The sequence below is a fragment of the Haladaptatus sp. DJG-WS-42 genome (assembly GCF_037198285.1).
Taxonomy (GTDB): domain Archaea; phylum Halobacteriota; class Halobacteria; order Halobacteriales; family Halococcaceae; genus QDMS2.
The window spans coordinates 362,364-385,961 of the sequence record NZ_CP147243.1; the positions used below are offsets into that span (position 1 = coordinate 362,364).

Below are 23,598 nucleotides of genomic sequence, written 5' to 3' on the forward strand. Positions count from 1 at the left end.
AACGCCCAGAGGAGGTTAAACCGCGCGGCCAGTCAGATTCGGGTATACTCCCCGAGGCGCGTGCCGTTGAGGAGGTACGCCTCGCCGTCGCTGAGGCCGTCGGGCAAAAACGGCGACAGAAAGCCATCTTTCTGGGCGTTCACCCACGTCCCGCCAACGAGGTCGTTGAACGCGGGGAACACGATGAACGGCGCGCCGCCGTCGAACGAGCGCCCGTGAAACTCGGCGAACGGTTCCGGATTCACCGTCCCGCGAAGCCAGATTCGCTCGGTGCGCCCGCCGCCCACTTCGTCGGTGAGATTCACCTGCGGATGTTCGTGGGCGGTACAGAGAATGTCGGCTTCGAGTACGTCGGGTGAGGGCCACGTGTGGCCGTGAGCGAAGCCAACGTCACCAATGCGGATGCCGTGTGCGGGCGTCACCTCGATGCCCTCGATGTGCTCTTCGATGTCGCCGTCGTGGTTCCCCTTCACGACAGTCACAGGACAAGAAAGGGCAGCAAGCAAGTCGTGTATCTCCGCGATTTCTTCCTCTGGGCCAGCGCCGATTGCGTTTCCGAAATCGCCCAGAATGATGACGCGGTCTGCGTTCGTTTCTGCTTTCAATCCGAGGAGTCGGTCGCGTCGCGCCGCCGCATTGCTCGGGACGGACACCCCATCCCAGCGCAGAGCGACTTCCAGCCCGGCGTGGTAGTCAGCCACGACGAGCGCGCGACTCCTGGAAAGGTCGGCTATCGCCGCCGCCTCCCCGGGAATCGGTTCGACCGAACTCGCCATCAGATTGCCGTGAGCGTCGATTCGTCGGGCTCGTAGCACTGTCCGTCCATGAGCGCGTCCTGAATCGCATCCTCGACGGCCTCGACGGAGACGCCGTGGGTGTCGACCACGGCAGCGATGATGGCTTCGCGGTCTGCCCCGTCGCCGTCATCGAGGTCGCGCATCGCGTCCAAGACAGCGGCTTCTAAGTCCACATCACCCTCGGCATCGTCATCACTGTCTGCGTCGGCTTCTTCTGGTTCTGGCTCTGGGTCCGGTTCTGGTTCAGCCGCTTCTTCGACGTCTTCGGGTTCTGGAACCTCGATGCCTGCTTCGCCCGCCGGGCCGACCTCGGAGCCGGTCGAGAACTCGGTGCCGAACTCCTCTTCGACCTGTTGGCGCTCCTCGTCGTCCATCTCGTACATCTCGTCGAACTCGCCGGGTTCGAAGTCTTCGAGGTCTTCTTCTTCTTCGAAGTCACCGAGTTCGTCACTGTCGTCCGTGGGTTCTGCCTGTTGGGTCGCCTCGGCCGCGTCCACGGATTCGGCTTCGGAGGCGGTTTCGGTCGCGTCCTCTTCGGGCGCTTCGGTGTCGATTTCTGGTTCCGACTCAACGGTCTGTTCTTCGACTTCCGGTTCGCTGTCTTCGATGACCGGGTCGTCCGTTTCAACCGGTTCTTCTGGGTCTGCTTCGACTGGCTCAGGCTCCGCTTCGTCGGCATCGAGGTCGGCTTCGACCTCGGCTTCGACGGATTCGATACCCTCGTCGGCTGCGTCGGTCACGGTTTCGACGGCGTCGAAGGAAGCAACCCGGGTTGGCCTCTCGGGGCCAGCCATCGACGGCGCTGCCTCGAACGACGGCACCGAGTCGCGGTCGCCCGTGACCACGGAGAGCGCCTGCGTCGCGAGCGACTCCATCGCCGCGAGATACGCAGGTGTCGTGCCGTAGTGATCGATTGCCTTCGGGATACCGGCGGCGAGGCTTTCTGAGACGCCCTGAGCCGCGAGTTGGGCGTAGAGGTCGTCGCCGCGAGCGTCGAGCGCGTGTGCACCTGCGAACGTCGAAATCCGTTCTAAGGTGCGCTCTGCGGTCGTGACCGTCCACCGCTCACGGGTCTCGGCATCGACTTCGCTGATGCTCTCTGGGCGGATGGAGGTGTACACGCGGTCAGAATCCGCTGGCTCGAACGTGCGCGCCTTGCCCGTCACCGCGACGAACGTCGGCACTGAGGCGTTTTCTAAGAACGTGAGCGCCTCCGGCTGGTACTGGCCCGCGTAGACGACGAACGCGCCGGTCGGGTCGACGATGCGGGCGCGAAGCTGGTCTTCGTTCACCGTATCGACTTCCGTGAGGACGCCCACGGCGAACATCCGATTGACACGCGCGCCGGTTGGCGTGACGACGTAGTTCGGGGCGCGCTCTTCGTCGGATTCCGAGTAGGACATCGACGCGGCGTCGAACTCCGCGGCGAACAGGCGGTGGGCGACTTCGCGGCCCACAGGCGTTGCGCTCATGCGTCCACCCCCGAGAGCACGGCCGTCGCACGCGCGGCCGGGTCGTCGTCGGATTTCCGGAAGGACGTGGCATCGAGATTCGCGCCGTAGTCATCGACGCTCAGACTGCCGCGGACGACGAACTCGCTGCCCACGACGTTCTCGCGGATGCTGTCTGCAACGACCTCTTGGTCCATCGCCTCGCGGGCGGCGGAGAGGGCGTCTTCGAGCGACCCGCCGTACACCTGCTCGGTCAGGTCGCGGTCTAAGATGACGGTGAGTGCGCCGGTGCCGTCATCGAGAATCGCCTTCACGCGCAGGTCGTCGTAGCCGTCTACCTGCCCGTGGGAGCGACACTGGCCTTTCTGGGTCACGCGATTGCACTCCGGACAGCGCTGGATGAGGCCGGAGCCGTCGCGCACCGAAAGCAGGTTACCAACAATTTCCACGTCGAACAGTCCGCCCATGGAGACGGCCTCGTCGATGCGTTTTCGCGGCGCATCGTCGCTCACTTCGAGGTCAGCGTCGAGTGCTTCGACCGCCGAGAACTCGGAGATGTTGACCGAGGGAATCCCACGGAATTCGCGGACGTACGCGCCGGTAACGCGAACGGACGCGCCTGCTTCGAGTTCTGCGTGTGGGTTCCAGTCGGTGAACGGCAGGCGGCCGGAGTCGTCTGCGAGCACACCCGAGAGGATGGTCGTCTCGCCGTCGCGGCCGCTGATGGTTTTCTCCTCCACTTCGCTGACCACGGCATCGACGTTGACGCCGCGATCGCCGGGTTTGAGTTCGGTGAGCGGCTTGTCGCCGCCCACTGAGAACGGAACCTCGATTTCCTCGGCTGGATCAACCGAGGAACTGTCTCCGAGGTTGAGTTCGGGATTCCCCTCCCACTCGCGGACACCGGCGTTCGTGACGGTGACCGTGTCACCGGCAGCGAGGCCGAAGTCGTGCCAGTCGGTGTAGGAAATTTTCCCCGTCTCGTCTGCGAGTTCTCCCTCGTGGATGAGGTGGTCTTCGTTCTGGTAGCGAATCGAGCGTTTGCCGACGGTGAGGACTTTCGCCGTCACCGTGACGTTCGAACTATCCGTGCCGATGTCCGCGATGGAGACGGTTTCTGGGGTGGGTGCACCTCCGCCACCGCCGCCGTACTTTCGGCGGACACTCTGTTTTGCTTCCTCCAGTGGAACGCTGTACTGGACGAGGTTTTCTAAGTCGCGTTTGACCTCCGCTTTGTCTGCGCCGAGAGCGGAGGCAAGCTCCTCGGCGGTGTCGTCGAGACTCATCACCGAACCTTCGTGCGGATTCCATAAAAAGCGTTCGTGGGAACCCCCCGTACCGAAAGCTGTTTTCACGCCGCTGACCTATCATCTTCCATGCGCGTCGTCGTCAATGCTGCCATGAGCGTGGATGGGAAGCTCTCGCACCGCGGCCGAAAGCAGGTGGTCATCAGCGGCGACGCCGATTTTGACCGCGTGGACGCCATCCGCGCCGAAAACGACGCCGTGATGGTCGGGGCGGGAACCGTCGTCGCAGACGACCCTAGTCTGACCGTCGATGACGAAACTCGCCGGGCAGCACGCAAAGCCCGTGGCGTTCCCGAAAATCCAGCGCGTGTCATCGCGGACTCCCACGCCCGCTGTCCGCGAGATGCCCAGATTTTCGACGAGCGCGCCCATACCTACCTGCTCGTGAGCGAAGCAGCCCACCCCGCGCGCATCAGCAAACTCGAACGTGAAGGCGTCACCATCATCACCGCGGGCGAAGAGCGCGTGAACCTGACAAGCGCCTTCGACGCCCTCGCAGACCACGGCATCGAGTCGATAATGGTCGAAGGCGGCGGCGAACTCATCTTCTCGCTGTTTGAAGAAGGCCTCGTTGACGAACTCACCGTGTACATCGGCTCCATGATTATCGGCGGTCGAGACGCCCCGACGCTCGCAGACGGGGAGGGCTTCGTCGCGGGGTTCCCGCGGCTCGAGTTGGCGGACGTACAGCGCGTGGACGACGGCGTCGTGTTGAGCTACGCCCCGGAAAACACTCAGTAATACCACCTATTTATATTACGTGCTCGTCGAGAGACGTGTATGACCTTCACAGCTCTCAGAAGTGGCGGCACCAAGCTGTATGCGAAGATGGGGCCCTCGTGGCTCGCCGGCGCTATCGCGGCGGGGCCGGCGACGATGGCATCGCTGCTCACCGCTGGCACCTCTTTCGGATTTACCCTCCTCTGGGTCGTTGTGCTCTCTGCGGTGCTCGGAACGCTCGCCCAGTACCTCGCGATGCAACTCGGTCTGCGCACCGAGGCTGGCCTCATCGCGGTCGTCGAACGACACCTCGGCAACGGGTGGGCGTGGTTGCTCGTCGCCGATGCCGTTCTCGCCGCAGGACTCGCCCAACTCGTCATCATGAAGGGTGTCGCCGACATCAGCGCGACCATCACGGGTATCGACGCCCGCATCTGGGGTGTCACATGGGCGCTCGTCCTCGCGTTCGGCCTCGCGGGCGGGGGCTACCGCGTGGCGGAGCTCGGAGCAAAACTCCTCGTTTCGGCGGTCGTCCTCGCCTTTGTCACGTCGCTGTTCGTCGTCCCAATCGACGCCGGTGCCGCGATAGCTGGCCTCATCCCGACGATGCCCACGGGTCTGTCGAGCGCGCTCGTCGTCGCCGGCATCCTCGGCGGTGCGGTACACATCACGCTCATCACGATGCACTCCTACACCATGCGCGCCCGCGGCTGGACCCGCGAAGATACGAACATCGCCACCACCGACGTCGTGGCGTCGATGTTCGTCGCCTTTGGCGTCTACAGCCTCGCCATCTTCCTTGTCGCCGCGAGCGTCCTCAACGGAGCCATCTCTCCTGACGGACTCACCCACGTCTCCGCCTCGCAGGCGCTCGGCCCGCTCGTCGGGGCGAACGCGAAGTGGCTCTTCTTGCTCGGACTGTGGGGTGCGGCCGTCTCCACGCTCGGCGGCAACACCGTCGTTCCGCCATTCTTACTGGCGGACAAACTCGGTTGGGGAACCACGGTCGAAGACACGCGGTATCGAGCACTCCTGGTCTCCTTCGCGCTTGTCTCTGCGGTGGGTCCCTTCGTCGGCGGGTCGTTCTTCCCGTTGCTCGTGCTCGTACTGGCGTTCGGTCTCGTCGGCACACCCTTCGCGATCGCCGTCGTCCTCGCGCTGCTGAACGACCGAGAAGCCGTCGGCGATACCGCCTCTCGATGGATGAACCTCGGGGGCGTTGCGCTCATCGCAATCACCATGGTCACGGCCGGGTCGTTCGTCCGTGGACACCTCTCCACGCCGACCGCCCCGCTGAGCGCCTTCGTTCTCGCTTTTGCCATCGTGCTCGGTGTAGCCACGCTGGCAGTGCTCACGATGGCGGCTCGAACGGCGCTGAGCGGGACGTCCCAGCCGTCCACCACACAGTAATGACCGGTGAATCCCCACTCTCTGGTCGCGTGCTCATCACCGGTGCGTCGAACGTCGGGAAGACGAAACGCACCGCCTGGGCGCTCAGCGACTGGATTGCAGACCACGGTCCAACGGGCGTCGTGGCTCTCGATTTCGCCCCAGAAATTGAACGCGACGGGAAGTTGCTCGGAGGGCGACTCACCCGCTTTCTCGACATTCCAGACAGCGTCTGGTACGGAGCCATCGAGGCACACGCCCCGCGGGCAACCGCCACAACGCCGGCAGCTGCAGAGCGACTGGCCACGGAAAACGCGAGCAGAGCCACCGCGCTCCTCGAAACCGCGCCGACACCGACCGCCGCATTCGTAAACGACGCAACGATTCCGTTTCAGGCGGCCGAAAGCGACGTCTCCCAACTGTTCGAGTGGCTCAAATCGGCCTCCGTGGTGGTTCTCAACGCGTTCGAAAGCGACGAACTCGGCCGTGACGACGCGATTTCGCGGCGGGAAAAACAGGTGCTTGAACGACTGCGCGACTGGGCCGAAAGCGAAGTGCGCCTCTAGTGGTCGTGACCGGTCATCTCGGCGAACGTCATGCCAAAGCGCTCTTCGAAGGTTTCGAGAACGCTCTCTTCGATGGCTTCGATGTCTGCGTCGAAGTCACCGTGGGAATGGTGGACGAGGGCGTGGGCGCGCTGGGCGAAGCCGATGAGGACGACGTCTGCGACAGTTTCTGCGGAGGACTCTTCCTCTGCGAGGAGGTCGATGAGTTCGGTCGGGAGTTCGACTTCGTCTGTCGAGCCGTCCGAGGATTCGATGCTGAACGTGGCTGTCTCTACGGAATCAGACATGAAATTCACTTTGCGCGTGGACGTAAAGGGTCTGTGGAATCTGTGCTTCGTGCGTGCACACGCGGTGCAGCGGCTCACGAGTGCGGAAACCAAAGAGAAAAATTCGAGTGGTTAGTCGTCAGATTCGGGGGCGGCGACCTGCTCTGTGGCGCGGTTTTCGCGGTCTAACTCCTCTAAATAGTCGTCTGCGTCGATGGCGGCCTGACAGCCCATGCCGCCTGCGGTGATGGCCTGCTGGTAGTGGAAGTCCACCACGTCGCCTGCGCCGAAAAGGCCGGGCACGTCCGTTGCAGTCTGGTGTGCGCCCTTGCCGCCTTTCGTAATCATGTAGCCGGCATCGTCCACTTCCACGCCCGTGCCTTCTAAGTAGCCCGTGTTCGGTGTGTGGCCAATGGCGAGGAACACTGCGCCGGTTTCGAAGTCGAATTCTTCAGTAGCGGGGTCATCGAGTTTCTCTGATGGGTGGCCCTCGGGATGGCGAATCATCCGGACGTGGCTCACACCGTCTTCTGGCGAGCCGTGGATTTCGGTGACTTCGGTGTTGCGCAGGATTTCGATTTTACCTTCATCGACCAGTTCGTCAACGCGGTCGATCCAGTAGTCCTCTGCGCGGAACTCCTCGCGGCGGTGGACGAGGTAGACTTTCGAGGCGAACTTCGTGAGGAAGGAGGCTTCCTCCATCGCGGCGTCGCCGCCGCCGATGACGACCATTTCCTCGTCGCGGAAGAACGCGCCGTCGCAGGTCGCACACGTGGAGACGCCGTAGCCCATCAGGTCGTCTTCGCCGGGGATGCCAAGGGTCCGGGCACTCGCCCCCGAGGCGGCGATGAAGGCGTCTGCGGTGATGACGTCGCCCGAGGTGAGTTCGATGCGGAACGGGCGCTCTGTGGCGTCAACTGACTTGACGACGCGGTTTTTCACGGTCGCGCCAAAGCGCTTTGCCTGTGCTTTCATGTTGTTCACGAGTTCAGGCCCGCTGATGCCCTCGGGGAAACCAGGATAGTTGTCCACTTCGGTCGTGAGGGTGAGTTGGCCACCCGGCTCTGTGCCTTCGAGCACGAGCGGTTCGTTGTTCGACCGAGCCGCATAAATGGCCGCGGTGAGCCCCGCGATGCCCGAACCGGCAATCACGAGTCTGTGGTGCTCAACCTCGGCTGCGTCGCCTTTTGACATGTGGACAAATTGACCGTGGACAAGTATTTACCTTGCGCTGTCTTGCGCGGGCACTACGATTTCGGATGGTTGTTCAGGCACGTTCCGGCCGTCGGTGCGAACGCCCATATTCGTCCCCACCAACGGATTTCTATGGCCGCTGATTTAGCAGAGAAGACGGAGCGCTACGAACGACTGCTGGCGGAGGCCCTCGACGCTGCAGAGGACGTGAACCCGCCGAACACGCCACTTGGGGAGTCGGCCGCCGAGTACCGCGAGATGGCACAGTCCTACCTCGATGACGGCCGCCACTTCAAGGCGAACGACGACCTCGTGAACGCCCTCGCGTCGTTTTCCTACGGTCATGGTTGGATGGACGCAGGTGCACGGATTGGGCTGTTCAAGGTTCCAGACGAGGGCCACCTGTTCACGGTCTAACCGCGAAAAAGCGCTTGGAAGTCACCGACGGCGCGAACACGACCCCGTCCCCTGTCGATGGGCTTACATGGTGTGGGTGAGTCATGCAGTCCAATGGAGGCTGCCCTCTGGTACGTGTTGACCGGTACCCGAGGCGGAGCCAATCGCGTTCGCCTGCTACAGGCGTTAGACCAGCAACCACGGAACGCAAACCAACTGGCCGAGGACTTAGAACTCAACTACAAAACGGTCAGACACCACCTCGATGTTCTCATGGACAACAACATTGTGACGACGAGCGGCGATGAGTACGGGGCAATCTATCTGCCGAGCGAGAATGCCCGCCATCACTGGGAGACGATAGAACAAATCGTAGCGCAGGTGGAGTGATTATGGTCGAATTTGGGCTAGTCGTTATATGTGACAGTAAGGTAGGTGCAGACAGATGAGTATCTGGGTCACGGTTGCACAAGGGGCAACTGCACTAAACGTCCTCCTCCTCGCAGGACTCGGTTACGTGTGGGGTCGCAACTACCTGAAATTCCGCTCAAAACACACCGTGGGGCTGTTCGTCTTCGCTATCTTCCTCCTCGCCCAGAACGCGCTCACGCTTTATTACTACCTCATCGACCCCGACCTCTCTGCGTGGTACGCCTCTGCTGTGCCTCAAATCGTCTGGCAAGCGATGATGCTGCTCGCAGTGTTGCAGTTCATCGGCCTCCTGTTTCTCTCGTGGACGGCGTGGGACTGACCCTCGGTGACCCTGTTACCCGGCTGCAAGACTGCCGAGAATCCCCAAGCACCCGACGAGTATCATCCCGACGCCGATAACCCGTGTGAGCAGCACGTTCCAGTCTGCTGGTTCGACGCCAGCAAGCGGTGTCGTGCTACCGATTGCATCAACCTGCTCGCCAAGGCGAGCCAGTCGATACGGCCACAGTGCTGCGGGAAGTCCTGCCAGCAGGAGAAAGATTCCGACTGGATTTATCATTCATTTTCTCAACCCGAGTCAGTCGGTAAATAGTTTCTCTCGAGGGAGCGCATGTTGCTCGCCGGGCGCCGGAACAACTCACACCACATTCCAGCCGGGGTTTAAGCCCCGTGCGCGCCTATTTCAGCTGATGTACCGAAATCGAACTGACGCGGGCGAGAAACTCGCCGCGGTCGTCGATGCCCACGACGTGGTGGCGGACATCGTCCTTGCGATTCCACGGGGTGGGATTCCTGTTGGGCGGATTGTCGCAGACTTACTTGACGTGCCACTCGACATTATCGTGGCGCGAAAGCTCGGTGCGCCGGACAATCCGGAACTCGCACTCGGCGCGGTCGCGGCAGACGGGAGCGTCTGGCGAAACGAGTCGCTCATTCAGACATTGGGCGTGAGTGAACCGTACCTTGAAGACACGATCGCCCGCGAACGGGAAACCGCTCGCGCGAAAGCCAAACGGTATCGTGGGGAGCGCACGCCACCCGAGTTAGCTGACACGCGTGTCGTCATCGTGGACGATGGACTTGCGACCGGGGCGACAGCACTCGCCTGCGTACGACTGGCAAAGGCAGCGGGGGCGAGCCGTGTGGTTCTTGCGGTTCCCGTTGCGTCTGAATCGGGCGCAGAGCGGCTTATGAGCGAGGCGGATGAGGTGATTTGCGAAATGACGCCAGCGTACTTCAGCGCCGTGGGACAGTTTTATGAAGATTTCGGTCAGGTGAGCGATGAGACGGTGATGGCGGCACTCGACGGTCGCGGGCGATAAATCCACTCTGTGTGGCCTCAGTCGCGTGGTTTTGGGCAGTACCATTTTGCGAAACATTTATAAACTTTACGCACTAACTATACGTAAGGTCAACACCCGGCTTTTTAGGGTTTCGTACCCCCGGCAGACACCCGCCCTGACCCAATGGAGAGACAGTAATGAGTGACACAACAATCAGGACATACACCGGCGAACAGCCGCAAAAAGAGAAGAAACGACTCGTCGATGAGACCGAAGTGTGCCCAGAGTGCAGCGGCCCCCTCATGTCGGACACCGAACACGGCGAGACGGTCTGTCGCAACTGCGGGCTCGTCGTCGAGGAAGCCGAAATCGACCTCGGCCCGGAGTGGCGCGCGTTCAATGCGAGCGAGAAGGACTCGAAGTCCCGCGTCGGTGCGCCAACGACGAAGATGATGCACGACAAGGGATTGTCGACGAATATTGACTGGCGAGACAAAGACGCCTACGGCAAGTCGCTCGGTGCCCGCCAGCGCGCGAAGATGCAGCGGCTTCGCACGTGGAACGAGCGCTTTCGCACCCGTGACTCCAAAGAGCGCAATCTGAAGCAAGCGCTCGGCGAAATCGACCGCATGTCTTCGGCGCTTGGCCTGCCAAGCACGGTCCGTGAGACAGCGTCGGTCATCTACCGCCGCGCGCTCTCTGAGAACCTGCTACCGGGTCGCTCCATCGAAGGCGTCGCTACGGCGTCGGTGTACGCCGCCGCTCGGCAGGCGGGAATGCCGCGCAGTCTCGATGAGATTGCGACGGTGTCGCGAGTCGATAAGATGGAACTCACGCGCACGTACCGCTACATCGTCCGCCAGCTCAACTTAGAGATTAAACCCGCGGACCCAGAGAGCTACGTCCCACGGTTTGCCTCTGACTTAGACCTCTCCGATGAGGCAGAGCGCGCCGCCCGTGACCTGCTTCGCAACGCAAAAGAGCAGGGCATCATCAGTGGCAAGTCGCCGGTCGGCCTCGCCGCCGCCGCCGTCTACGCCGCTGCACTGCTCTCGAACGAGAAGGTCACTCAGAGTCAGGTCTCTGACGTGGCGAACATCAGCGAGGTTACCATCCGCAACCGCTACAAGGAACTGCTCGAAGCCAACGGGAACTACCTCCCCGTATAAGTCAGGCAACAAAGCTTTTCATTGCAGCCTGCGAACAGTGTGCACACATGGTGGAAGCATACGTTCGTCTACTCTGTCCTGAATGCGGCAAAGATTGGGAATCGACGCCGGGTGACCTTCCGCCCTTGAAAACCACCTTCCATTGTCCGAACTGTCACGCGAGTCGCATGCTTTCTGAGTACATGCGAACCGAACACGACCTCGACACGCTCAAACAGTTCGAGTAAGCGCGTTGGCTGCGGTGCCGACTCGATTTTTCAGCCCCCAACACCACTCTCGTCAGCGCCGCGCACCGTACTGTGAGCTATATAGTCAATGTATGCAGAATGGACTGTTCAACTGACAAAAGCGTTGGCGTGAAATTCCGGCGAATACTGTCGATACAGCCCTTCTAATCCGGTACGTATGCTAACGAGACTCAAGATAGTAATATAACCCTCCGCTTGTAAGAGGCTGTTGTTATGAAGAAGCAGGAGCTCATCCACCTACACGGCCTCCTCTCGGAGGTATGCAACCACTACGAAGCAGAGTACGAAATCACAATTGAACACGAGGCATACGAGGCACTTGGAGTACGGCCGACCTCCATCCACAAATCCAAAACGGACCACAAAGCCGCAGTCTTTGCACTCGCAGACGGTATCACCGCAGAAATGACCGAGGCGGAATCCGAGAAGATCTCCGCCACGGCCGATTAATCGCGTCGCGACCGACGCAGTCTCTCTGACCTCAGAATCACCGAGTGGCGACGCTCGCTGAGACCGGAGTGCCTGAGAAAAATCGCAGCTGTCGTCAGTTATTATCGACGAGTTCCTCAACGTCAAGCGCATCCTCGTCTTCAGCTTCCGCATCGGCTACTTCATCGAGAATTCGCACCGTGAGAACATCGAGCGGGATGTTGTGGAGGCGCTGACCAATCTCTTTGCGCGCGATGCGCGAGGCGTGTTCTTCGCGTTCGACGTTGAACACGGTCATTTCGAGTTCGAGCGCGACGAGACTCTCGTCTGCGCTCAAGAATGCGGGGTCTAACTGCTCGTGGCAATGGGGGCAGACGCGCTCACCCATGTTGATTTCGACGTAGTTCAAGTCGGGATTGAGCATCTCGCCCGTTTTCGAGATGGCAATTCGAACCGCCTCGTCCGGCGTGCCGACGTCATACACCGGGACTGCGGCTTCGACGACAACTCTGCAGTCCATGAACTATTATTCACGGGCCTCTGGTAAGAAGGTTAGGACAAACCGACATGCGTCGCCTTTGTGACTTGTTTGTCATGTTGAAGGCGAAAGCACAAACCACACCCACTCCTCTACGGTGGTAATGGAATCGGGTACCCTTGCACTTACCAATCTTACAGGAGAATTTGACCTCCAATCGACGGTCGAAAGCGGCCAGTCGTATCTCTGGCGGCGCGAAGACGGCCGAATGTACGAACAGACCCCGACCTACGGCGGCGATGCGTGGTACTACACGGTCCTCCCGCGCGACGGCGACCCGGCTGTCGTGCGCGTTCGCCAAACCGATGGTCACCTCGAATGGGAATCCCAATTCGATGCGGAAGACACCCTCATCCACCTCCTCCGATTGGACGACGACCTCCCCGCGATTTTCGAAGAAATACCAGACGACCCCCTCGTAACCGCCGCCTACGACGCCTACAAGGGGATGCGACTCGTCCGCGACCCGCCGTTTCAGACGCTCATCTCGTTTATCTGCTCCGCCCAAATGCGCGTCGCGCGCATCCACGACATGCAACTCGGCCTCGCACGCACTTACGGCGAGAAAATTGAGTTCGATGGGAAAACCTATCACGCCTTCCCCACGCCCAAGGCGCTCGCACAAGCCAGCGAAGCCGAACTCCGCGACCTGAATCTCGGCTATCGCGCACCCTACGTCAAGCGCTCGGCCGAACTCGTCGCAGATGGCGTCGCCGCCCCCGAAGACGCCGTTGGACTGGACCACGAAGCCGCCCGTGACGAACTGAAAACGTTCGTCGGCGTCGGTGACAAAGTCGCAGACTGCATCCTTCTCTTCTCGCTTGGCTACCTCGAAGCCGTCCCGCTCGACACGTGGATTCAGTCGGCCATCGCAGACCACTACCCCGATTGCGAGAAGGGGAACTACCGGGACACATCACGGGCGATTCGCGCGCAGTTCGGCGGGAAATACGCGGGATACGCCCAGACGTACGTGTTCCATTATCTGCGAACCGGCGGCGACGCATAGGGCGAACACTTATTGTCAAATTATTCAGAGTACGTGCATGGACTCGCTGACGCGACGAGGGTTTCTCGTAGGCGGCGCTGTGGGCCTCGTCGTTGGTGCAGTCATCTACGGCAATCGAACCCCTCCCGAACCGCAGAAGCGCAGGACTGATAGCGTACTCATAGAGAACGCAACCGCAGAACCCCACCGCCTCTCCGTGGGTATTACAGAAGAAGGCACAGAGTACGCAATCTTCGAAAAGGAGTATCTCATCCCGAAAAAAATCGGACTTAAAGCGCCCGACGTCGCGCCCGTGTTTGACCGTGGTGTGAAAAGCGACTATTCGCTGGACGTTTCGCTGACCCTCGACAAGTCGAGCCACCGAACCGGAACGTGGAGTTTGGACGACTGTGTGGCCGCGCCGGGCGGCACGGGAAACCAGAACCTCATCATCCGCCTCGAAGAAGCAGGCGCACAGCGACCCGTCACAATCGCGCAGAACGGGTGTGACGAAATCTATCAACAGTTCACCCACTTCGAACCGGCCACCGAGTACGAAGTGTAGCCCCGGCCGTTCCCTGAACGTTTTCCACGTCCACAGCAAATCGTGTGTATGGCCGAAAAAGTGCGCGCACACGTCTTCGTGAGTGGGACGGTACAGGGCGTCTACTACCGCGCGAACACCCGCGACAAGGCACAGGAACTCGGCGTCTCCGGCTGGGTGAAAAATCTGTCCGACGGGCGGGTTGAAGCCGTATTCGAAGGCGATGAAACCGTCGTAGAATCACTCATCGAGTGGTGTCACACTGGCAGCCCAGCCGCGGAGGTGACCGGTGTCGAAGCGGAGTACGAGCCCCCAGAGAACGTGTCCGGATTCGAAATCAGACGCTAGGAGAAACTCACCTGACAGCCCTTCGACGTCTGTTCAGCAACTGATGCTACCGCCCCCGCACGTTTATCCTGCCCGAGCAACAACTCCCTGCCATGATTTCGAGCGACCGGATGGCCGCCGTAGACGAGAACGCGGCGGCTCTCGGAGTGCCCCAAAAACAGTTGATGGAGTCGAGTGGCAACGCCGTCGCTCGCGTCGTCCGTGACCTCGCCTCCCCCGGTGCGTCCATCGCTATCGTCGCCGGACGCGGAAACAACGGCGGCGATGCCTTCGTCGCCGCTCGCTTTCTCGATGACTACGACGTGACCGTCAACCTACTCGGCCGCGAGGAGTCCATCGCAACCGACATCGCCCGTGAGAACTGGGACGCCCTCAAGAAGGCCGAGTACGACATCCGAGAAGTCCGCGACTCGACGGCGCTCGATCTTGGCGACCCCGACCTCATTGTCGATGGGATGCTCGGCACAGGCGTGACGGGCGAACTGCGTGAACCCGAGAAGTCCGCAGCCGAAGCCGTAAACGCCGCCGGAGCAACGGTCGTCTCCGTGGACGTCCCGACGGGAATGGACGCGGACACCGGTTCCTCCGCCGGAATCGCGGTCGGCGCAGACCACGTCGTCACGTTCCACGACATGAAACCCGGCCTCGAAAACTTCCCAAACGTCACCGTCGCAGACATCGGGATTCCCGCCACCGCAGAGCTGTTTGTCGGGCCGGGCGACCTCCGCACGCTCACCCGAGTGTCGGAGAGCCATAAGGGCGACCACGGCCGCGTACTCATCGTCGGCGGCGGCCCGTACACCGGCGCGCCGGCGCTCGCAGGGCAAGCCGCACTCCGGGCTGGCGCAGACCTCGTGCGGGTCGCGTGCCCAAACACTGTCGCCCGCGAAATACAAGGCTACAGCGAGAACCTGATTCTCCGCCCGTTCGACGGCGACCGGCTCGGCCCCGAACACGTCGAGTTTTTACTTGAAATCGCCGCAGACCACGATACGGTCGTGTTTGGCCCCGGCCTCGGGAGTGCAAACGAAACTCTCGACGCGGTCGGTCAGTTCCTCGAAGCCTTCGACGGAACCGCCGTCGTGGACGCCGATGCGCTTCAAGTGGTTCCCGAAATCGAGACAGACGCCACGCTCATCTGCACGCCCCATCAAGGAGAACTCGCGAAAATGGGCGGCGAAACCGACGCCGACTGGCGTACCCGAAAGGAGTTGGTCGAGCAATTTGCGGAAACCCTTGGCCACGCGCTGCTCGTGAAAGGAGCCTACGACGTGATTTCAGACGGTGAGACGACGCGCGTCAATCGCACGGGCAACCCCGGGATGACCGTTGGCGGAACCGGCGACGTGCTCGCTGGCGCGACCGGCGCGCTCGCGGCGACACAAGAACCGATGCATGCTGCCGCCATCGCCGCATACGCGACGGGACGCGCTGGTGATTTGGTCGTCGAGGAGAGAGGATATGGTATGATGGCAACCGATTTACTTTCGACCCTCCCGGTCGCGCTCTGGGGTGAGCGCCGTGAGTGACGACCTGACGCACACGACGGAGTCCGGTGACGTACAAATGGTCGATGTGGGCAAAAAGCCCGACACCGCCCGCCGCGCCGTTGCGCAGGGCGACATCCACCTCAAACCCACAACTATCGCCGCCATCCGCGAGAGCGAGATTGGCAAAGGCGACGTGCTCGCAACCGCCCGCGTCGGCGCGATTCAGGCAGTCAAGCACACGTGGGAGACCATCCCGATGTGCCACCAGATTCCGATTACGAACGTGGACACCGAGTTCGAGGTCGGAGACGAGAAAATTACGCTGACTGTGGCCGTCGAAACCACCGGCAAGACGGGCTGTGAGATGGAAGCCTTAGAAGGCGTCACGACTGGCCTGAATGTCGTCTGGGACATGGTAAAAGCCGTCGAGAAGGACGAGAACGGGCAGTATCCGGCAACCCAGATTTCTGACGTTCGCGTGCTCGATAAAGAGAAGAAAACGCTCGAACACTCAGGCTGATTCTGCGAGCGGCAACTCGCCCGCTTTCGACCGCGATTTCTCGACAATTGCAGGCCGAGCTTCGAAGTCCACGATGACTTGGTCGCCGTAGTCAACGTCGTTCACGCGGGCGTTGTCGTGAATCCACGAAACGAGGCTCATCGTCTCGTCGGTCATCGGGAGGACGAGCCGCTCGTGTTCGAACGGCGGGAGCGCGCGTTCGATGCGCTCACAGAGCAGGTCCATGTTCAGGTTCTCCTTTGCGCTGATGACCACAGGGTCAGGCGCGAGCGCGGAGAGCGCCTCGATTTTCTCCTGCACTTCGGCCGGTTCCACCGCATCAGCCTTGTTCAGGACGGTCACGATGGGCGCTTCGTTGCGCTCGTACAGCGTGTCGTGGCAGGTGACGAGTTTCTCGCGGATGTCCTCAATAGGCTCTGAAACGTCCACGACGAGGAGGACGAGGTCTGCGTGATACACCGCATCGAGCGTGGATTTGAACGATTCGACCAGCCAGTGGGGCAGGTTGGTGATGAACCCGACCGTATCCGTGACGAGGACGTTTCGCTCCATGTCGGCGCGGCGAGTCGTCGTCCCGAGCGTGGTGAACAGGCGGTCTTCTGACTCGGCGGTCGCTTCGATGTCCGGGTGTAACGCCTCGTTTTCGTCGACGTCAACGTCTCGGGCGAGTTGCCGCAGGAGCGTGGATTTCCCGGCGTTCGTGTACCCGGCGAGCGCAACGAGGTCGAAGCCCGTTTCGCGGCGGTGTTCGCGGCGCTGTTCTTCGCGCCGTTCGATGCGCGTGAGTTCGTCACGGAGGCGCGAAATCTGGGATTTGATGTCGCGCTCGCGGTTCTGGTCGTACTCGCCAAGCCCCATGAACCCCGGACGCTCGTCGCGCTTTGCGAGGCTGGCTTTGGCCTCAGCACGCGGGAGTTCGTAGCGAAGGTTTGCGAGTTCGACTTGGAGTTGTGCCTTTCGCGTACGGGCACGCTGGCCGAAGATTTCGAGGACGAGTTTGAAGCGGTCTACGACCTCGACGCCTTCTGGCAGGCGCTTGCCGAGGTTGAACACCTGATACGGCCCGAGTCGATTGTCGAAAATGACGATGCCTGCACCCGTCTCTGTGACGAGCGCGGCGAGTTCGTCTGCCTTTCCCTCCCCGATGTGGAGGGCTGAGTCTGCCTCACGCGTTTGCGTGAGCGTCTCAGCGACGGTGTAGCCCGCCGCTGCTGCGAGGTCGCAGATTTCCTTGACATCGGCACTCCCCCTGTCGACACGTTTGACGATAACGGCCTTCATAGCAGTTCCTCGCCAGCAGTGGGAAGTGAAACACCCATCTCGACACGGCGCGCCACCGTGTCGCTGTCGGTCTTATTGACGGCAGCCCACCTCCGCGAAGCTACTGACGTTCATGGCCGTCAGTATGCGCCCGCACATCTTCAATGTCACGGCGTGACACTCTGGTTGGGCAGAGAGTTTAGGACAAAAGTCTTAACAGTTACGTGCGGAGTGTACCCTATGGTGGATATTAACCTCCAACAACTCGGCATCGAAGCCGGGGGTGGGGCCCTCATCGGGGCGATTATTGGCTATGCGGCAAAGAAGATAGCCAAGATTATCGCCGTCATCATCGGTCTCCAACTAGCCTTGTTCAAGTTCTTAGAATCGCGCCAGATTCTCACCGTCGATTGGGAGAAACTGACCGCCGGTTTCGTCAACGCAGGTGAGCAGGCGACGTCTGCAACCCCGCCGTCGTGGATTACGACGATTTTAGAAACGTTCGCCGTCGGTGCAAGCTTCACCGCGGGCTTCCTGCTTGGCTTCCGTAAAGGATAGTTTTGGACTCGATTTTTCCGTGTGGTCTGCGATTATAGCTCCTGCTCAACCCGGAGCGACCCCGAAAGGTGGTGGCCAGTCGGCGGCGAGAGCGTCAAGCCCGCCTCGACGAACCGTCGTTTCAACAGCCGTCTGAAATCAGAGCGTATCGTCGCAATGTTACTCCCGGCCGGGTCGTCAACCCAGAACTCGGCTTGCACGGTAATCGCATTCGGCCCGAGGTCCGTGATACGGGCGTTCGGCGCTGGCTCTGGCTCTGCTCGCTCCTGATTCGCCGCTACCTGTTGAATCTCGAGCAAGGCACGTTCTGTGTCCTCGTCGTAGGGCAAGTACACCTGCTCTGTCACCCGAAACGAATCGCGACCAAACGGGCGAGTGAGCGCGTTTGTCGTAAGCTCCGTGTTCGGGACGGTGATGGTCTCGTTGTTCGGCGTCCGAATCCGTGTGACCCTGAAATCGACGGCTTCGACGGTTCCCTGCCCGCCCGACCACGAAATCCAGTCGCCGACGTTGAAATCTGGGTCAGCAACGAGGAACATTCCGCTGATGAGCGACCCGAACACCTCCTGTCCGGAGATGCCAAGCAGAAACGTCAGCGCGGCGATGACGACCGCAGAACCGGTGAGGACGCTCCCGTAACCCGCGGCGATGATGCCCGCAAGCGTCGCCAACAGCGCAAATCCGACGCGGAGATACGTTTCTGCTGCTGTCTCTATCGTTGGATTGTTTCGATTGCGCGCTCGAACCACCCGAAGCATGAGCGGGATGAACAGAAAGCGACCGACGAGATACACGGCGAGTGCCCCGGCGAGAAACCACGAAACCTCCGTGAGCACCTCACGATAGGCAGAAAGCGACTCGGGGAGAGTCACCTGCAACACAATTTGTCCGACCATGTCAGTGCATCGGGTTGGACGGGGAAAAAGCGACCGCCGAGAATCGGTTACCGTGTCTTGATGTCGTCTTCGTCTTTGATGATTTGCGTCTCCGCCTCACCGCTCGATTGCTCGTTTACGAGGCTGTAGAACTCGTTTTGCAGTCCGGCGGGGAAGGTGATGACGCCGACCCACGAGCCGTCGTTTTGCCACTCTTCGCGCTCTAAGTCACCGAACTTCCGGATGCGAGCCTGTGCACTGCCTGCGTACTGGGCAGGAATTCTCGCGGCGATGGTCACCGTGTCGAAGCGAATCGGGATGACGGGGCGCAGCGCCTCAAGTGCGTCATCGACCTGTTCTTCTACGCGCTCCATCGGGTCAACTTTGAATCCGGCTTGTTCGAGCGCTGCTTCAATACGGTCTGGTGGGTGCGGGGCGTTGTCCATCTGCGGGTTGATGGCGTTTCGCGCGATGGTCGCCACCAACTGCTTTCGCTTCTGTTCTTGCATCTCGCGGCGCTGGTCTGCGGTAATCTGAATCTCACCGCGTTTGATGACCTCAGGGATAATCTCCATCGGGTCTGTCGTCCCGAACACCGACTCTAAGTCCTCTTCTGCCGGTCGGTCGCCGCGTGAGGCGTCTTCGAACACGTCGTCTGCGGCGATGACGTCCTCTAAGTCGCCTTTGAACTCGTCTCGTTTGATGGCCAGTGCGGCGTCCGGGTCAACGAGAACCTCAAATCGCGCACCGTGTGATTCGAGTCGGGCCGTGACGGCCTCGTCAAGTGAAATCATGGTACAAGATAGTACAGCACGGGTAAAGGGTGTTGTCCTCGAAAGCCCGAAAACGGGCAGAGTGCAACCGCTCGGCAGTGAGGAAAACGAAAGAACGGAACGATTATTCGTCGTCCGACTCGGTGTCGAGCAGGTCGAGTTCCGTGAGGTAGGATTCGACGGACTCGTCGTCTAATTCTGCGAAGTCTTCGTCGAGGGAAATGGTGGCGACACCGATGCCCTCTGGACGGAGTTTGCCGTCGTTGACCTCTGCGAGTGCGCGGAGGGCGAGACCGACACCAGCATCGAGGTCAAGTTCCTCAGAGTAGTTCGCTTCGAGGTAGTCTTGAATCTCACCACGGTCTGCGCCGACGGCGAGCGCCTTCCACTCGTACGGCGTCCCGGATGGGTCCGTCTCGTAGAGGCGTGGGCGGCCGTTTTCGATGCCGCCGATGATGAGCGCGACGCCGAATGGGCGTGCGCCGCCGACCTGCGTGTACTGCTGGATGTGGTCGGTGACTTCCTTCGTGAGCGTTTCGACGCCGATTGGCTCGCCGTAGCGCAGTTGGTTGATCTGCGCCTGGCGGCGGGCGAAGTCGATGAGCTGACGGGCGTCTGCGACGTGCCCGGCGCTTGCGATGCCGATGTGGTCGTCGGCCTTGTGAATCTTTTCGACGCTAGTGCGCTCCATGAGCGGCGAGCGAATGCGCTTGTCAACTGCGAGCACGATGCCGTCCGTCGTCCGGACACCGATGCTCGCGGTTCCTCGCTTGACTGCCTCACGGGCGTACTCGACCTGGTAGAGGCGTCCGTCCGGGGAGAAAATCGTAATTCCACGGTCGTAGGCCTGTTGTTGGGCTTGTCCCTGCATGTAGTATCACTCGAGATCGAGTTCTGTCGCCCCGACAAACGCGCCATCATCGCGCACGTCGAACCGGGAACCCCGTTCGACGGCGGACACATCTGCGCCTGCAAAGACGACTTTTCTCTGTGTCGGTTTTACCCTTCGGCGACCTATATACTTTTCTTCACAAGCACGCACCGTCCCGCTGATTCCGGCGACGGAAACGCCCACGGTGTCGCCCTCGATTTCGTGGAGGCAGGCGAGCGCTGCACGAGCACGGTCTTCCTCGCCGCGGCGCGTCCGCACGATGGCGTGCCCGTCGCCGTCTGCGAACGAAAACCGGATGACCTTCATGTCGAGGGTCGCCGCTCCCGGGTCGCCGTGGAGGTTCTGGGTGGCGTACCAGACGTGGCGCTGGAAGGTTCGGCGGTTGAAGCTCGTCTCTGGCCACGCCTCTATGTGGACGGCGAGATACCGCCACCGCGGGCGGATGTGTTTCGGGAGGTGTTTCATTTTGAAACCTCCTCGTAGCGCCCGCGAGTAACGCCAGGTTCGATGAACGACTCGTCCATTACCTCGCGGTTGTGCGCCGCGATGGTGCCCCACTCTTCGAGCCCGGCTTGCATCTGCACTTTCGAAAAGCCAATCGTCTCTCCAAGCGCGATGAGGTCGCGCGGGGCGCGCAGCGCTAAGTGGCTCTGTGGGTCGGCGCTCACCACATACGGCACGTCGTAGTACTCGACGAGTTCCCGGAGTTTGCGCAGATTTTGGAGCGCCTGCACTCTCGGGCCGCCGTGGCGACGGAGTACGTCACCGAAGTTGAACTCGATGCGGACGTTATTGCGCGCTGCGGCTTTTGCGAGGACGTGGTTCAGGTCGCCACGCCCGGCCATCGGGTGGGCGAGTACGTCCACGCGCTCTTGTTCGCACGCAAAACGATTTACCTTCGTGCTCCCGCCGTGGACGACGAGCATCGTCTTTTTCGGGCGGTAGTTGCCGACGTGACCGCTCGCCTGTGCGGGGTTGTCGGCGCGAATCTCGATGGCGTCCACGACATCGATGCCGGTTGCGTCGCTGAGTGACGCGCTGTCGAACTCGGCGGTGGCGTCCCCGTGATTCCGGACGACGATTCCGTCGTACCCATACGACTTCGCCGTCGCCGCGAATCTGGCCACGGTGCTGTCGCCGTCGGGGTGTGCGTGGACTGCTTCGTACATGTGCATCGAGCGGTGTCACTCTCGACTTTCCCGTCACCGAAAATAAAAGGCGCGACCCGGCCGCCGACTCAGTGTGTCGAATAGCCGTCGATGACGCCGCCACAATCCGGACACGAAACCATCTCAGAACCCGTCGTTTTTCGCCCACCGCCGGTTCTCGTCGATACACGGCTACCAGTCCCGTTCAATTCAGAGTTACAGTACGGACACGCTTGCATTCAATTGACGCCTCTTTCTCACACACACGGGGTGCCCCCATAAGCATTGTCACTAGGTAACACAACACATGTTTTTTGGGCGTCAGATGGCCTCTCTGACAATTTCGACTGCCTTCGCTTTCTTTGCGGGATACGCTTCGACCTTCCCGCGCAATGAGAGTCCTTCGCCCAGCTTTGCGATGTCTTTGAACGCCGCTTGCTTGTCGAGGTGGATGAAAAACGAGCAGTTGTCGTCTACGCGCTGGTCGATTTCTGCGCGCACTTGGTCGATGTTTTCGAGCGCTGCGAGCTTGTCGAGCACCACTCGCACGTCGTCTGCCTTTTCGACGCGGGCAGAGAGGATGACGATGCGGTCGCCGTGGTGGCCCTTTGTCTCCATCCGTTCGAGTTCGAATTCGTCGGGGAGAAACGCTCGAATCGCCTCTATGACGCGGTTTTCGTCCTCAGTTGCGTAGCAAAATGTGCGGAGGTCGATGTAGTGAAATGGAACCTTCGACATGGGCAGGCTTCGTGCCCGGTCGGTAAAAAGCGTCTTACTCGTCTTCGAGCCGTTCGAGTGAATCCTCGGAGAGCCCCTGCTCTTGCCCCTCGTCAAACATCACAGTGTACGTAGCGCCACCGAACATGTTTTCGATGACCTGGCTGATGGTACCGGACTGGCCGTCGTACTCACTGTGCTTGTCGTGCAGGATAACTTGGTCTCCTTCGTCAAAGCTCATAGGCATCCTTACAGCGACCCAGCTAAAAGTGTCGTGGTTCAGGTCTGTTTTGATGCCTCTCGTTGTGGACCGGAGCCAGCAATCGCAGGTCACGACGGCACGTGACCACACGACCACTCACACCCGACAAGACGGACTCCAGTCATGGTGTTTGTCTTACTGAACTGAAGAAAAATTCGTCGCGTGTCACCCAGATATGAAATAAAAATTGAAGCTCCCCACTCGAAAGATTGTCAAACTTCACTACTAACAGTTGGCCCGACCAAGAATATAAACAACTGTAGCAAAAAATCGAGAGTTGTGATGAGGAATACATCGTGAGCGACGACTGGGAGCATGTGCAATATGTCTCCAATTCAGCACACAGGACAGACGTTATGTGCCATCTTTTTGATAAGGGGCCAGCTTAACCGTCTGAAATTGCGACATCCGTCTCCCGGCCGCTCCCACACATCTCCCGCAGTATTGCCGAACTCAGAGACTGCGACCTCATCGACTTGCTCGTTCCTGAAGAGACACTGAAAGGCCGACTGTACGGACTTACCCCAACCGGGCAGGACGTCGTCTGGGACGTGTTCCGAAGCGGTGAAGCTGTCAGTTTCACAACCGTCACTCGCGAAGCATTTCCTTACGACGACCCGCTTTCGTTCCTCATCGACCACGCAGGGACTGCGCTCCGCGGCGTCGTCTCCTATACACGCGAGGCGGTCACGATGTACGTCCATATTCCAGAGCAAGTGAACAGGGCAGAGTCAACGGTGGCTGAGACGCTCAGCGACGTGGCAACCGACGTTCTCGCAGAAACCCCCAACAGACTCGACGACAAGGTCGGCTCGCTCACCTACGCCGTCCAAAGGGTTCGACACACAGACCATCTTACAACTCCCCTTCACCGACAACCAGCAAGTACTCGTGTCGTTCGATTCGTCCGTCGCGCTGTCGCTGCCGTCGATGGCACGCACCTGTCGCGCACGGCTCGCCTGAACTGGTCGAACATTTATTGCAGTGGCGACGCGAACAAACGGTAATGACTGACACGATTTGCGCTCTCTCCTCTGC

General features: G+C 60.7%; 32 protein-coding genes. 17 read left to right on the top strand and 15 right to left on the bottom strand.

The window, feature by feature from the left end:
• Positions 1 to 32: 32 nt before the first annotated feature.
• From V5N47_RS01895 to V5N47_RS01905, 3 genes are read right to left on the bottom strand one after another with little or no spacing between them, the layout of a single operon-like run.
• Positions 33 to 776: a metallophosphoesterase gene (locus V5N47_RS01895; protein ID WP_338729160.1), complete on the bottom strand. Its 744-nt coding sequence runs from the start codon at positions 774 to 776 to the stop codon at positions 33 to 35.
• Complete coding sequence (locus V5N47_RS01900; protein ID WP_338729161.1) at positions 776 to 2,269, bottom strand: hypothetical protein; 1,494 nt, start codon at positions 2,267 to 2,269, stop codon at positions 776 to 778. Before V5N47_RS01900 ends, V5N47_RS01895 begins: the two co-directional genes overlap by 1 nt.
• Positions 2,266 to 3,534 carry a Single-stranded DNA binding protein gene (locus V5N47_RS01905; RefSeq protein ID WP_338729162.1) on the bottom strand — a complete coding sequence of 423 codons (1,269 nt, stop codon included), beginning with the start codon at positions 3,532 to 3,534 and terminating at the stop codon, positions 2,266 to 2,268. The genes V5N47_RS01900 and V5N47_RS01905 overlap by 4 nt, the downstream gene beginning before the upstream one ends.
• Before the next feature lie 90 nt (positions 3,535 to 3,624).
• Between V5N47_RS01905 and V5N47_RS01910 the strand changes: the two genes are divergently transcribed.
• The 3 genes from V5N47_RS01910 to V5N47_RS01920 are packed head-to-tail and all read left to right on the top strand — an operon-like array spanning position 3,625 to position 6,230.
• Positions 3,625 to 4,296, top strand: a complete 672-nt coding sequence (locus V5N47_RS01910; RefSeq protein WP_338729163.1) for a 2,5-diamino-6-(ribosylamino)-4(3H)-pyrimidinone 5'-phosphate reductase — start codon at positions 3,625 to 3,627, stop codon at positions 4,294 to 4,296.
• A gap of 39 nt (positions 4,297 to 4,335) precedes the next feature.
• The gene (locus V5N47_RS01915) at positions 4,336 to 5,685 is read left to right on the top strand and encodes a divalent metal cation transporter (RefSeq protein ID WP_338729164.1); all 1,350 of its coding nucleotides are present in this window, start codon (positions 4,336 to 4,338) and stop codon (positions 5,683 to 5,685) included.
• A complete protein-coding gene (locus tag V5N47_RS01920) occupies positions 5,685 to 6,230 on the top strand; it encodes a hypothetical protein (protein WP_338729165.1) in 546 nt (181 codons plus the stop codon). The genes V5N47_RS01915 and V5N47_RS01920 overlap by 1 nt, the downstream gene beginning before the upstream one ends.
• Here the strand turns inward: V5N47_RS01920 and V5N47_RS01925 are convergent.
• On the bottom strand, positions 6,227 to 6,517 hold the full coding sequence (locus V5N47_RS01925) for a hypothetical protein (protein ID WP_338729166.1): 291 nt from the start codon (positions 6,515 to 6,517) through the stop codon (positions 6,227 to 6,229). The genes V5N47_RS01920 and V5N47_RS01925 overlap by 4 nt on opposite strands.
• Before the next feature lie 111 nt (positions 6,518 to 6,628).
• Positions 6,629 to 7,690, bottom strand: coding sequence for an FAD-dependent oxidoreductase (locus tag V5N47_RS01930; RefSeq protein ID WP_338729167.1), 1,062 nt, complete (start codon positions 7,688 to 7,690; stop codon positions 6,629 to 6,631).
• Between the two features lie 132 nt (positions 7,691 to 7,822).
• Between V5N47_RS01930 and V5N47_RS01935 the strand changes: the two genes are divergently transcribed.
• The 3 genes from V5N47_RS01935 to V5N47_RS01945 all read left to right on the top strand — a co-directional run bounded on the left by V5N47_RS01935 (position 7,823) and on the right by V5N47_RS01945 (position 8,837).
• Positions 7,823 to 8,107 carry a DUF357 domain-containing protein gene (locus V5N47_RS01935; RefSeq protein WP_338729168.1) on the top strand — a complete coding sequence of 95 codons (285 nt, stop codon included), beginning with the start codon at positions 7,823 to 7,825 and terminating at the stop codon, positions 8,105 to 8,107.
• Positions 8,108 to 8,200: 93 nt separating this feature from the next.
• The gene (locus V5N47_RS01940; protein WP_338729169.1) at positions 8,201 to 8,476 is read left to right on the top strand and encodes a winged helix-turn-helix domain-containing protein; all 276 of its coding nucleotides are present in this window, start codon (positions 8,201 to 8,203) and stop codon (positions 8,474 to 8,476) included.
• Positions 8,477 to 8,531: 55 nt separating this feature from the next.
• Positions 8,532 to 8,837 (top strand): hypothetical protein, encoded by a 306-nt coding sequence (locus V5N47_RS01945; RefSeq protein WP_338729170.1) that lies wholly within the window; start codon positions 8,532 to 8,534, stop codon positions 8,835 to 8,837.
• 15 nt (positions 8,838 to 8,852) lie between these two features.
• On the opposite strand, the gene V5N47_RS01950 is transcribed toward V5N47_RS01945, so the two are convergent.
• Positions 8,853 to 9,077 carry a hypothetical protein gene (locus tag V5N47_RS01950; protein WP_338729171.1) on the bottom strand — a complete coding sequence of 75 codons (225 nt, stop codon included), beginning with the start codon at positions 9,075 to 9,077 and terminating at the stop codon, positions 8,853 to 8,855.
• A gap of 130 nt (positions 9,078 to 9,207) precedes the next feature.
• Here V5N47_RS01950 and V5N47_RS01955 point away from each other — a divergent pair, with 130 nt between their 5' ends.
• From V5N47_RS01955 to V5N47_RS01970, 4 genes are all read left to right on the top strand, one after another.
• On the top strand, positions 9,208 to 9,840 hold the full coding sequence (locus V5N47_RS01955; RefSeq protein WP_338729172.1) for a phosphoribosyltransferase family protein: 633 nt from the start codon (positions 9,208 to 9,210) through the stop codon (positions 9,838 to 9,840).
• A 158-nt stretch (positions 9,841 to 9,998) separates the two neighbouring features.
• Entirely contained in the window at positions 9,999 to 10,970 is a 972-nt protein-coding gene (locus tag V5N47_RS01960) for a transcription initiation factor IIB (protein WP_338729173.1), read from the top strand.
• 47 nt (positions 10,971 to 11,017) lie between these two features.
• Positions 11,018 to 11,197: a hypothetical protein gene (locus tag V5N47_RS01965; RefSeq protein ID WP_338729174.1), complete on the top strand. Its 180-nt coding sequence runs from the start codon at positions 11,018 to 11,020 to the stop codon at positions 11,195 to 11,197.
• Between the two features lie 234 nt (positions 11,198 to 11,431).
• On the top strand, positions 11,432 to 11,668 hold the full coding sequence (locus tag V5N47_RS01970) for a UPF0058 family protein (RefSeq protein WP_338729175.1): 237 nt from the start codon (positions 11,432 to 11,434) through the stop codon (positions 11,666 to 11,668).
• A gap of 94 nt (positions 11,669 to 11,762) precedes the next feature.
• Here V5N47_RS01970 and V5N47_RS01975 read toward each other — a convergent pair whose 3' ends face one another.
• Positions 11,763 to 12,167 (bottom strand): DUF555 domain-containing protein, encoded by a 405-nt coding sequence (locus tag V5N47_RS01975; RefSeq protein ID WP_338729176.1) that lies wholly within the window; start codon positions 12,165 to 12,167, stop codon positions 11,763 to 11,765.
• A 121-nt stretch (positions 12,168 to 12,288) separates the two neighbouring features.
• Between V5N47_RS01975 and V5N47_RS01980 the strand changes: the two genes are divergently transcribed.
• From V5N47_RS01980 to moaC, 5 genes are all read left to right on the top strand, one after another.
• A complete protein-coding gene (locus V5N47_RS01980; RefSeq protein WP_338729177.1) occupies positions 12,289 to 13,194 on the top strand; it encodes a DNA glycosylase in 906 nt (301 codons plus the stop codon).
• A 37-nt stretch (positions 13,195 to 13,231) separates the two neighbouring features.
• Positions 13,232 to 13,738, top strand: a complete 507-nt coding sequence (locus tag V5N47_RS01985; protein ID WP_338729178.1) for a hypothetical protein — start codon at positions 13,232 to 13,234, stop codon at positions 13,736 to 13,738.
• Between the two features lie 48 nt (positions 13,739 to 13,786).
• On the top strand, positions 13,787 to 14,065 hold the full coding sequence (locus V5N47_RS01990) for an acylphosphatase (protein WP_338729179.1): 279 nt from the start codon (positions 13,787 to 13,789) through the stop codon (positions 14,063 to 14,065).
• A gap of 92 nt (positions 14,066 to 14,157) precedes the next feature.
• Entirely contained in the window at positions 14,158 to 15,594 is a 1,437-nt protein-coding gene (locus V5N47_RS01995; protein WP_338729180.1) for an NAD(P)H-hydrate dehydratase, read from the top strand.
• On the top strand, positions 15,587 to 16,075 hold the full coding sequence (gene moaC, locus V5N47_RS02000) for a cyclic pyranopterin monophosphate synthase MoaC (protein WP_338729181.1): 489 nt from the start codon (positions 15,587 to 15,589) through the stop codon (positions 16,073 to 16,075). The genes V5N47_RS01995 and moaC overlap by 8 nt, the downstream gene beginning before the upstream one ends.
• Here moaC and hflX read toward each other — a convergent pair.
• Positions 16,067 to 17,356: a GTPase HflX gene (hflX, locus tag V5N47_RS02005; RefSeq protein ID WP_338729182.1), complete on the bottom strand. Its 1,290-nt coding sequence runs from the start codon at positions 17,354 to 17,356 to the stop codon at positions 16,067 to 16,069. The genes moaC and hflX overlap by 9 nt on opposite strands.
• Before the next feature lie 219 nt (positions 17,357 to 17,575).
• Here hflX and V5N47_RS02010 point away from each other — a divergent pair, with 219 nt between their 5' ends.
• A complete protein-coding gene (locus tag V5N47_RS02010; protein ID WP_338729183.1) occupies positions 17,576 to 17,893 on the top strand; it encodes an FUN14 domain-containing protein in 318 nt (105 codons plus the stop codon).
• Between the two features lie 32 nt (positions 17,894 to 17,925).
• Here V5N47_RS02010 and V5N47_RS02015 read toward each other — a convergent pair whose 3' ends face one another.
• The 7 genes from V5N47_RS02015 to V5N47_RS02045 form a co-directional block, all read right to left on the bottom strand.
• Complete coding sequence (locus V5N47_RS02015; protein ID WP_338729184.1) at positions 17,926 to 18,789, bottom strand: mechanosensitive ion channel domain-containing protein; 864 nt, start codon at positions 18,787 to 18,789, stop codon at positions 17,926 to 17,928.
• A 47-nt stretch (positions 18,790 to 18,836) separates the two neighbouring features.
• Entirely contained in the window at positions 18,837 to 19,562 is a 726-nt protein-coding gene (locus V5N47_RS02020; RefSeq protein WP_338729185.1) for a ribosome assembly factor SBDS, read from the bottom strand.
• Positions 19,563 to 19,665: 103 nt separating this feature from the next.
• Entirely contained in the window at positions 19,666 to 20,412 is a 747-nt protein-coding gene (psmA, locus tag V5N47_RS02025; protein ID WP_336359597.1) for an archaeal proteasome endopeptidase complex subunit alpha, read from the bottom strand.
• A gap of 6 nt (positions 20,413 to 20,418) precedes the next feature.
• The gene (locus V5N47_RS02030) at positions 20,419 to 20,898 is read right to left on the bottom strand and encodes an Rpp14/Pop5 family protein (RefSeq protein WP_338729186.1); all 480 of its coding nucleotides are present in this window, start codon (positions 20,896 to 20,898) and stop codon (positions 20,419 to 20,421) included.
• Positions 20,895 to 21,602 carry an RNase P subunit p30 family protein gene (locus tag V5N47_RS02035; RefSeq protein WP_338729187.1) on the bottom strand — a complete coding sequence of 236 codons (708 nt, stop codon included), beginning with the start codon at positions 21,600 to 21,602 and terminating at the stop codon, positions 20,895 to 20,897. Before V5N47_RS02035 ends, V5N47_RS02030 begins: the two co-directional genes overlap by 4 nt.
• A gap of 300 nt (positions 21,603 to 21,902) precedes the next feature.
• Positions 21,903 to 22,319: an RNA-binding protein gene (locus V5N47_RS02040; protein ID WP_338729188.1), complete on the bottom strand. Its 417-nt coding sequence runs from the start codon at positions 22,317 to 22,319 to the stop codon at positions 21,903 to 21,905.
• Between the two features lie 34 nt (positions 22,320 to 22,353).
• Entirely contained in the window at positions 22,354 to 22,539 is a 186-nt protein-coding gene (locus V5N47_RS02045) for a DUF1918 domain-containing protein (RefSeq protein WP_332899403.1), read from the bottom strand.
• A 497-nt stretch (positions 22,540 to 23,036) separates the two neighbouring features.
• On the opposite strand from V5N47_RS02045, the gene V5N47_RS02050 reads away from it, so the two are divergent.
• A complete protein-coding gene (locus V5N47_RS02050; RefSeq protein ID WP_338729189.1) occupies positions 23,037 to 23,567 on the top strand; it encodes a hypothetical protein in 531 nt (176 codons plus the stop codon).
• The last annotated feature ends 31 nt before the right edge of the window (positions 23,568 to 23,598 follow it).

Coding starts and splice junctions, on each gene's coding strand:
- V5N47_RS01895 (WP_338729160.1), bottom strand. CDS start 776: ATGGCGAGTTCGGTCGAACCGATTCCCGGGGAGGCGGCGGCGATAGCC.
- V5N47_RS01900 (WP_338729161.1), bottom strand. CDS start 2,269: ATGAGCGCAACGCCTGTGGGCCGCGAAGTCGCCCACCGCCTGTTCGCC.
- V5N47_RS01905 (WP_338729162.1), bottom strand. CDS start 3,534: ATGAGTCTCGACGACACCGCCGAGGAGCTTGCCTCCGCTCTCGGCGCA.
- V5N47_RS01910 (WP_338729163.1), top strand. CDS start 3,625: ATGCGCGTCGTCGTCAATGCTGCCATGAGCGTGGATGGGAAGCTCTCG.
- V5N47_RS01915 (WP_338729164.1), top strand. CDS start 4,336: ATGACCTTCACAGCTCTCAGAAGTGGCGGCACCAAGCTGTATGCGAAG.
- V5N47_RS01920 (WP_338729165.1), top strand. CDS start 5,685: ATGACCGGTGAATCCCCACTCTCTGGTCGCGTGCTCATCACCGGTGCG.
- V5N47_RS01925 (WP_338729166.1), bottom strand. CDS start 6,517: ATGTCTGATTCCGTAGAGACAGCCACGTTCAGCATCGAATCCTCGGAC.
- V5N47_RS01930 (WP_338729167.1), bottom strand. CDS start 7,690: ATGTCAAAAGGCGACGCAGCCGAGGTTGAGCACCACAGACTCGTGATT.
- V5N47_RS01935 (WP_338729168.1), top strand. CDS start 7,823: ATGGCCGCTGATTTAGCAGAGAAGACGGAGCGCTACGAACGACTGCTG.
- V5N47_RS01940 (WP_338729169.1), top strand. CDS start 8,201: ATGGAGGCTGCCCTCTGGTACGTGTTGACCGGTACCCGAGGCGGAGCC.
- V5N47_RS01945 (WP_338729170.1), top strand. CDS start 8,532: ATGAGTATCTGGGTCACGGTTGCACAAGGGGCAACTGCACTAAACGTC.
- V5N47_RS01950 (WP_338729171.1), bottom strand. CDS start 9,077: ATGATAAATCCAGTCGGAATCTTTCTCCTGCTGGCAGGACTTCCCGCA.
- V5N47_RS01955 (WP_338729172.1), top strand. CDS start 9,208: ATGTACCGAAATCGAACTGACGCGGGCGAGAAACTCGCCGCGGTCGTC.
- V5N47_RS01960 (WP_338729173.1), top strand. CDS start 9,999: ATGAGTGACACAACAATCAGGACATACACCGGCGAACAGCCGCAAAAA.
- V5N47_RS01965 (WP_338729174.1), top strand. CDS start 11,018: ATGGTGGAAGCATACGTTCGTCTACTCTGTCCTGAATGCGGCAAAGAT.
- V5N47_RS01970 (WP_338729175.1), top strand. CDS start 11,432: ATGAAGAAGCAGGAGCTCATCCACCTACACGGCCTCCTCTCGGAGGTA.
- V5N47_RS01975 (WP_338729176.1), bottom strand. CDS start 12,167: ATGGACTGCAGAGTTGTCGTCGAAGCCGCAGTCCCGGTGTATGACGTC.
- V5N47_RS01980 (WP_338729177.1), top strand. CDS start 12,289: ATGGAATCGGGTACCCTTGCACTTACCAATCTTACAGGAGAATTTGAC.
- V5N47_RS01985 (WP_338729178.1), top strand. CDS start 13,232: ATGGACTCGCTGACGCGACGAGGGTTTCTCGTAGGCGGCGCTGTGGGC.
- V5N47_RS01990 (WP_338729179.1), top strand. CDS start 13,787: ATGGCCGAAAAAGTGCGCGCACACGTCTTCGTGAGTGGGACGGTACAG.
- V5N47_RS01995 (WP_338729180.1), top strand. CDS start 14,158: ATGATTTCGAGCGACCGGATGGCCGCCGTAGACGAGAACGCGGCGGCT.
- hflX (WP_338729182.1), bottom strand. CDS start 17,356: ATGAAGGCCGTTATCGTCAAACGTGTCGACAGGGGGAGTGCCGATGTC.
- V5N47_RS02010 (WP_338729183.1), top strand. CDS start 17,576: ATGGTGGATATTAACCTCCAACAACTCGGCATCGAAGCCGGGGGTGGG.
- V5N47_RS02015 (WP_338729184.1), bottom strand. CDS start 18,789: ATGGTCGGACAAATTGTGTTGCAGGTGACTCTCCCCGAGTCGCTTTCT.
- V5N47_RS02020 (WP_338729185.1), bottom strand. CDS start 19,562: ATGATTTCACTTGACGAGGCCGTCACGGCCCGACTCGAATCACACGGT.
- psmA (WP_336359597.1), bottom strand. CDS start 20,412: ATGCAGGGACAAGCCCAACAACAGGCCTACGACCGTGGAATTACGATT.
- V5N47_RS02030 (WP_338729186.1), bottom strand. CDS start 20,898: ATGAAACACCTCCCGAAACACATCCGCCCGCGGTGGCGGTATCTCGCC.
- V5N47_RS02035 (WP_338729187.1), bottom strand. CDS start 21,602: ATGTACGAAGCAGTCCACGCACACCCCGACGGCGACAGCACCGTGGCC.
- V5N47_RS02040 (WP_338729188.1), bottom strand. CDS start 22,319: ATGTCGAAGGTTCCATTTCACTACATCGACCTCCGCACATTTTGCTAC.
- V5N47_RS02045 (WP_332899403.1), bottom strand. CDS start 22,539: ATGAGCTTTGACGAAGGAGACCAAGTTATCCTGCACGACAAGCACAGT.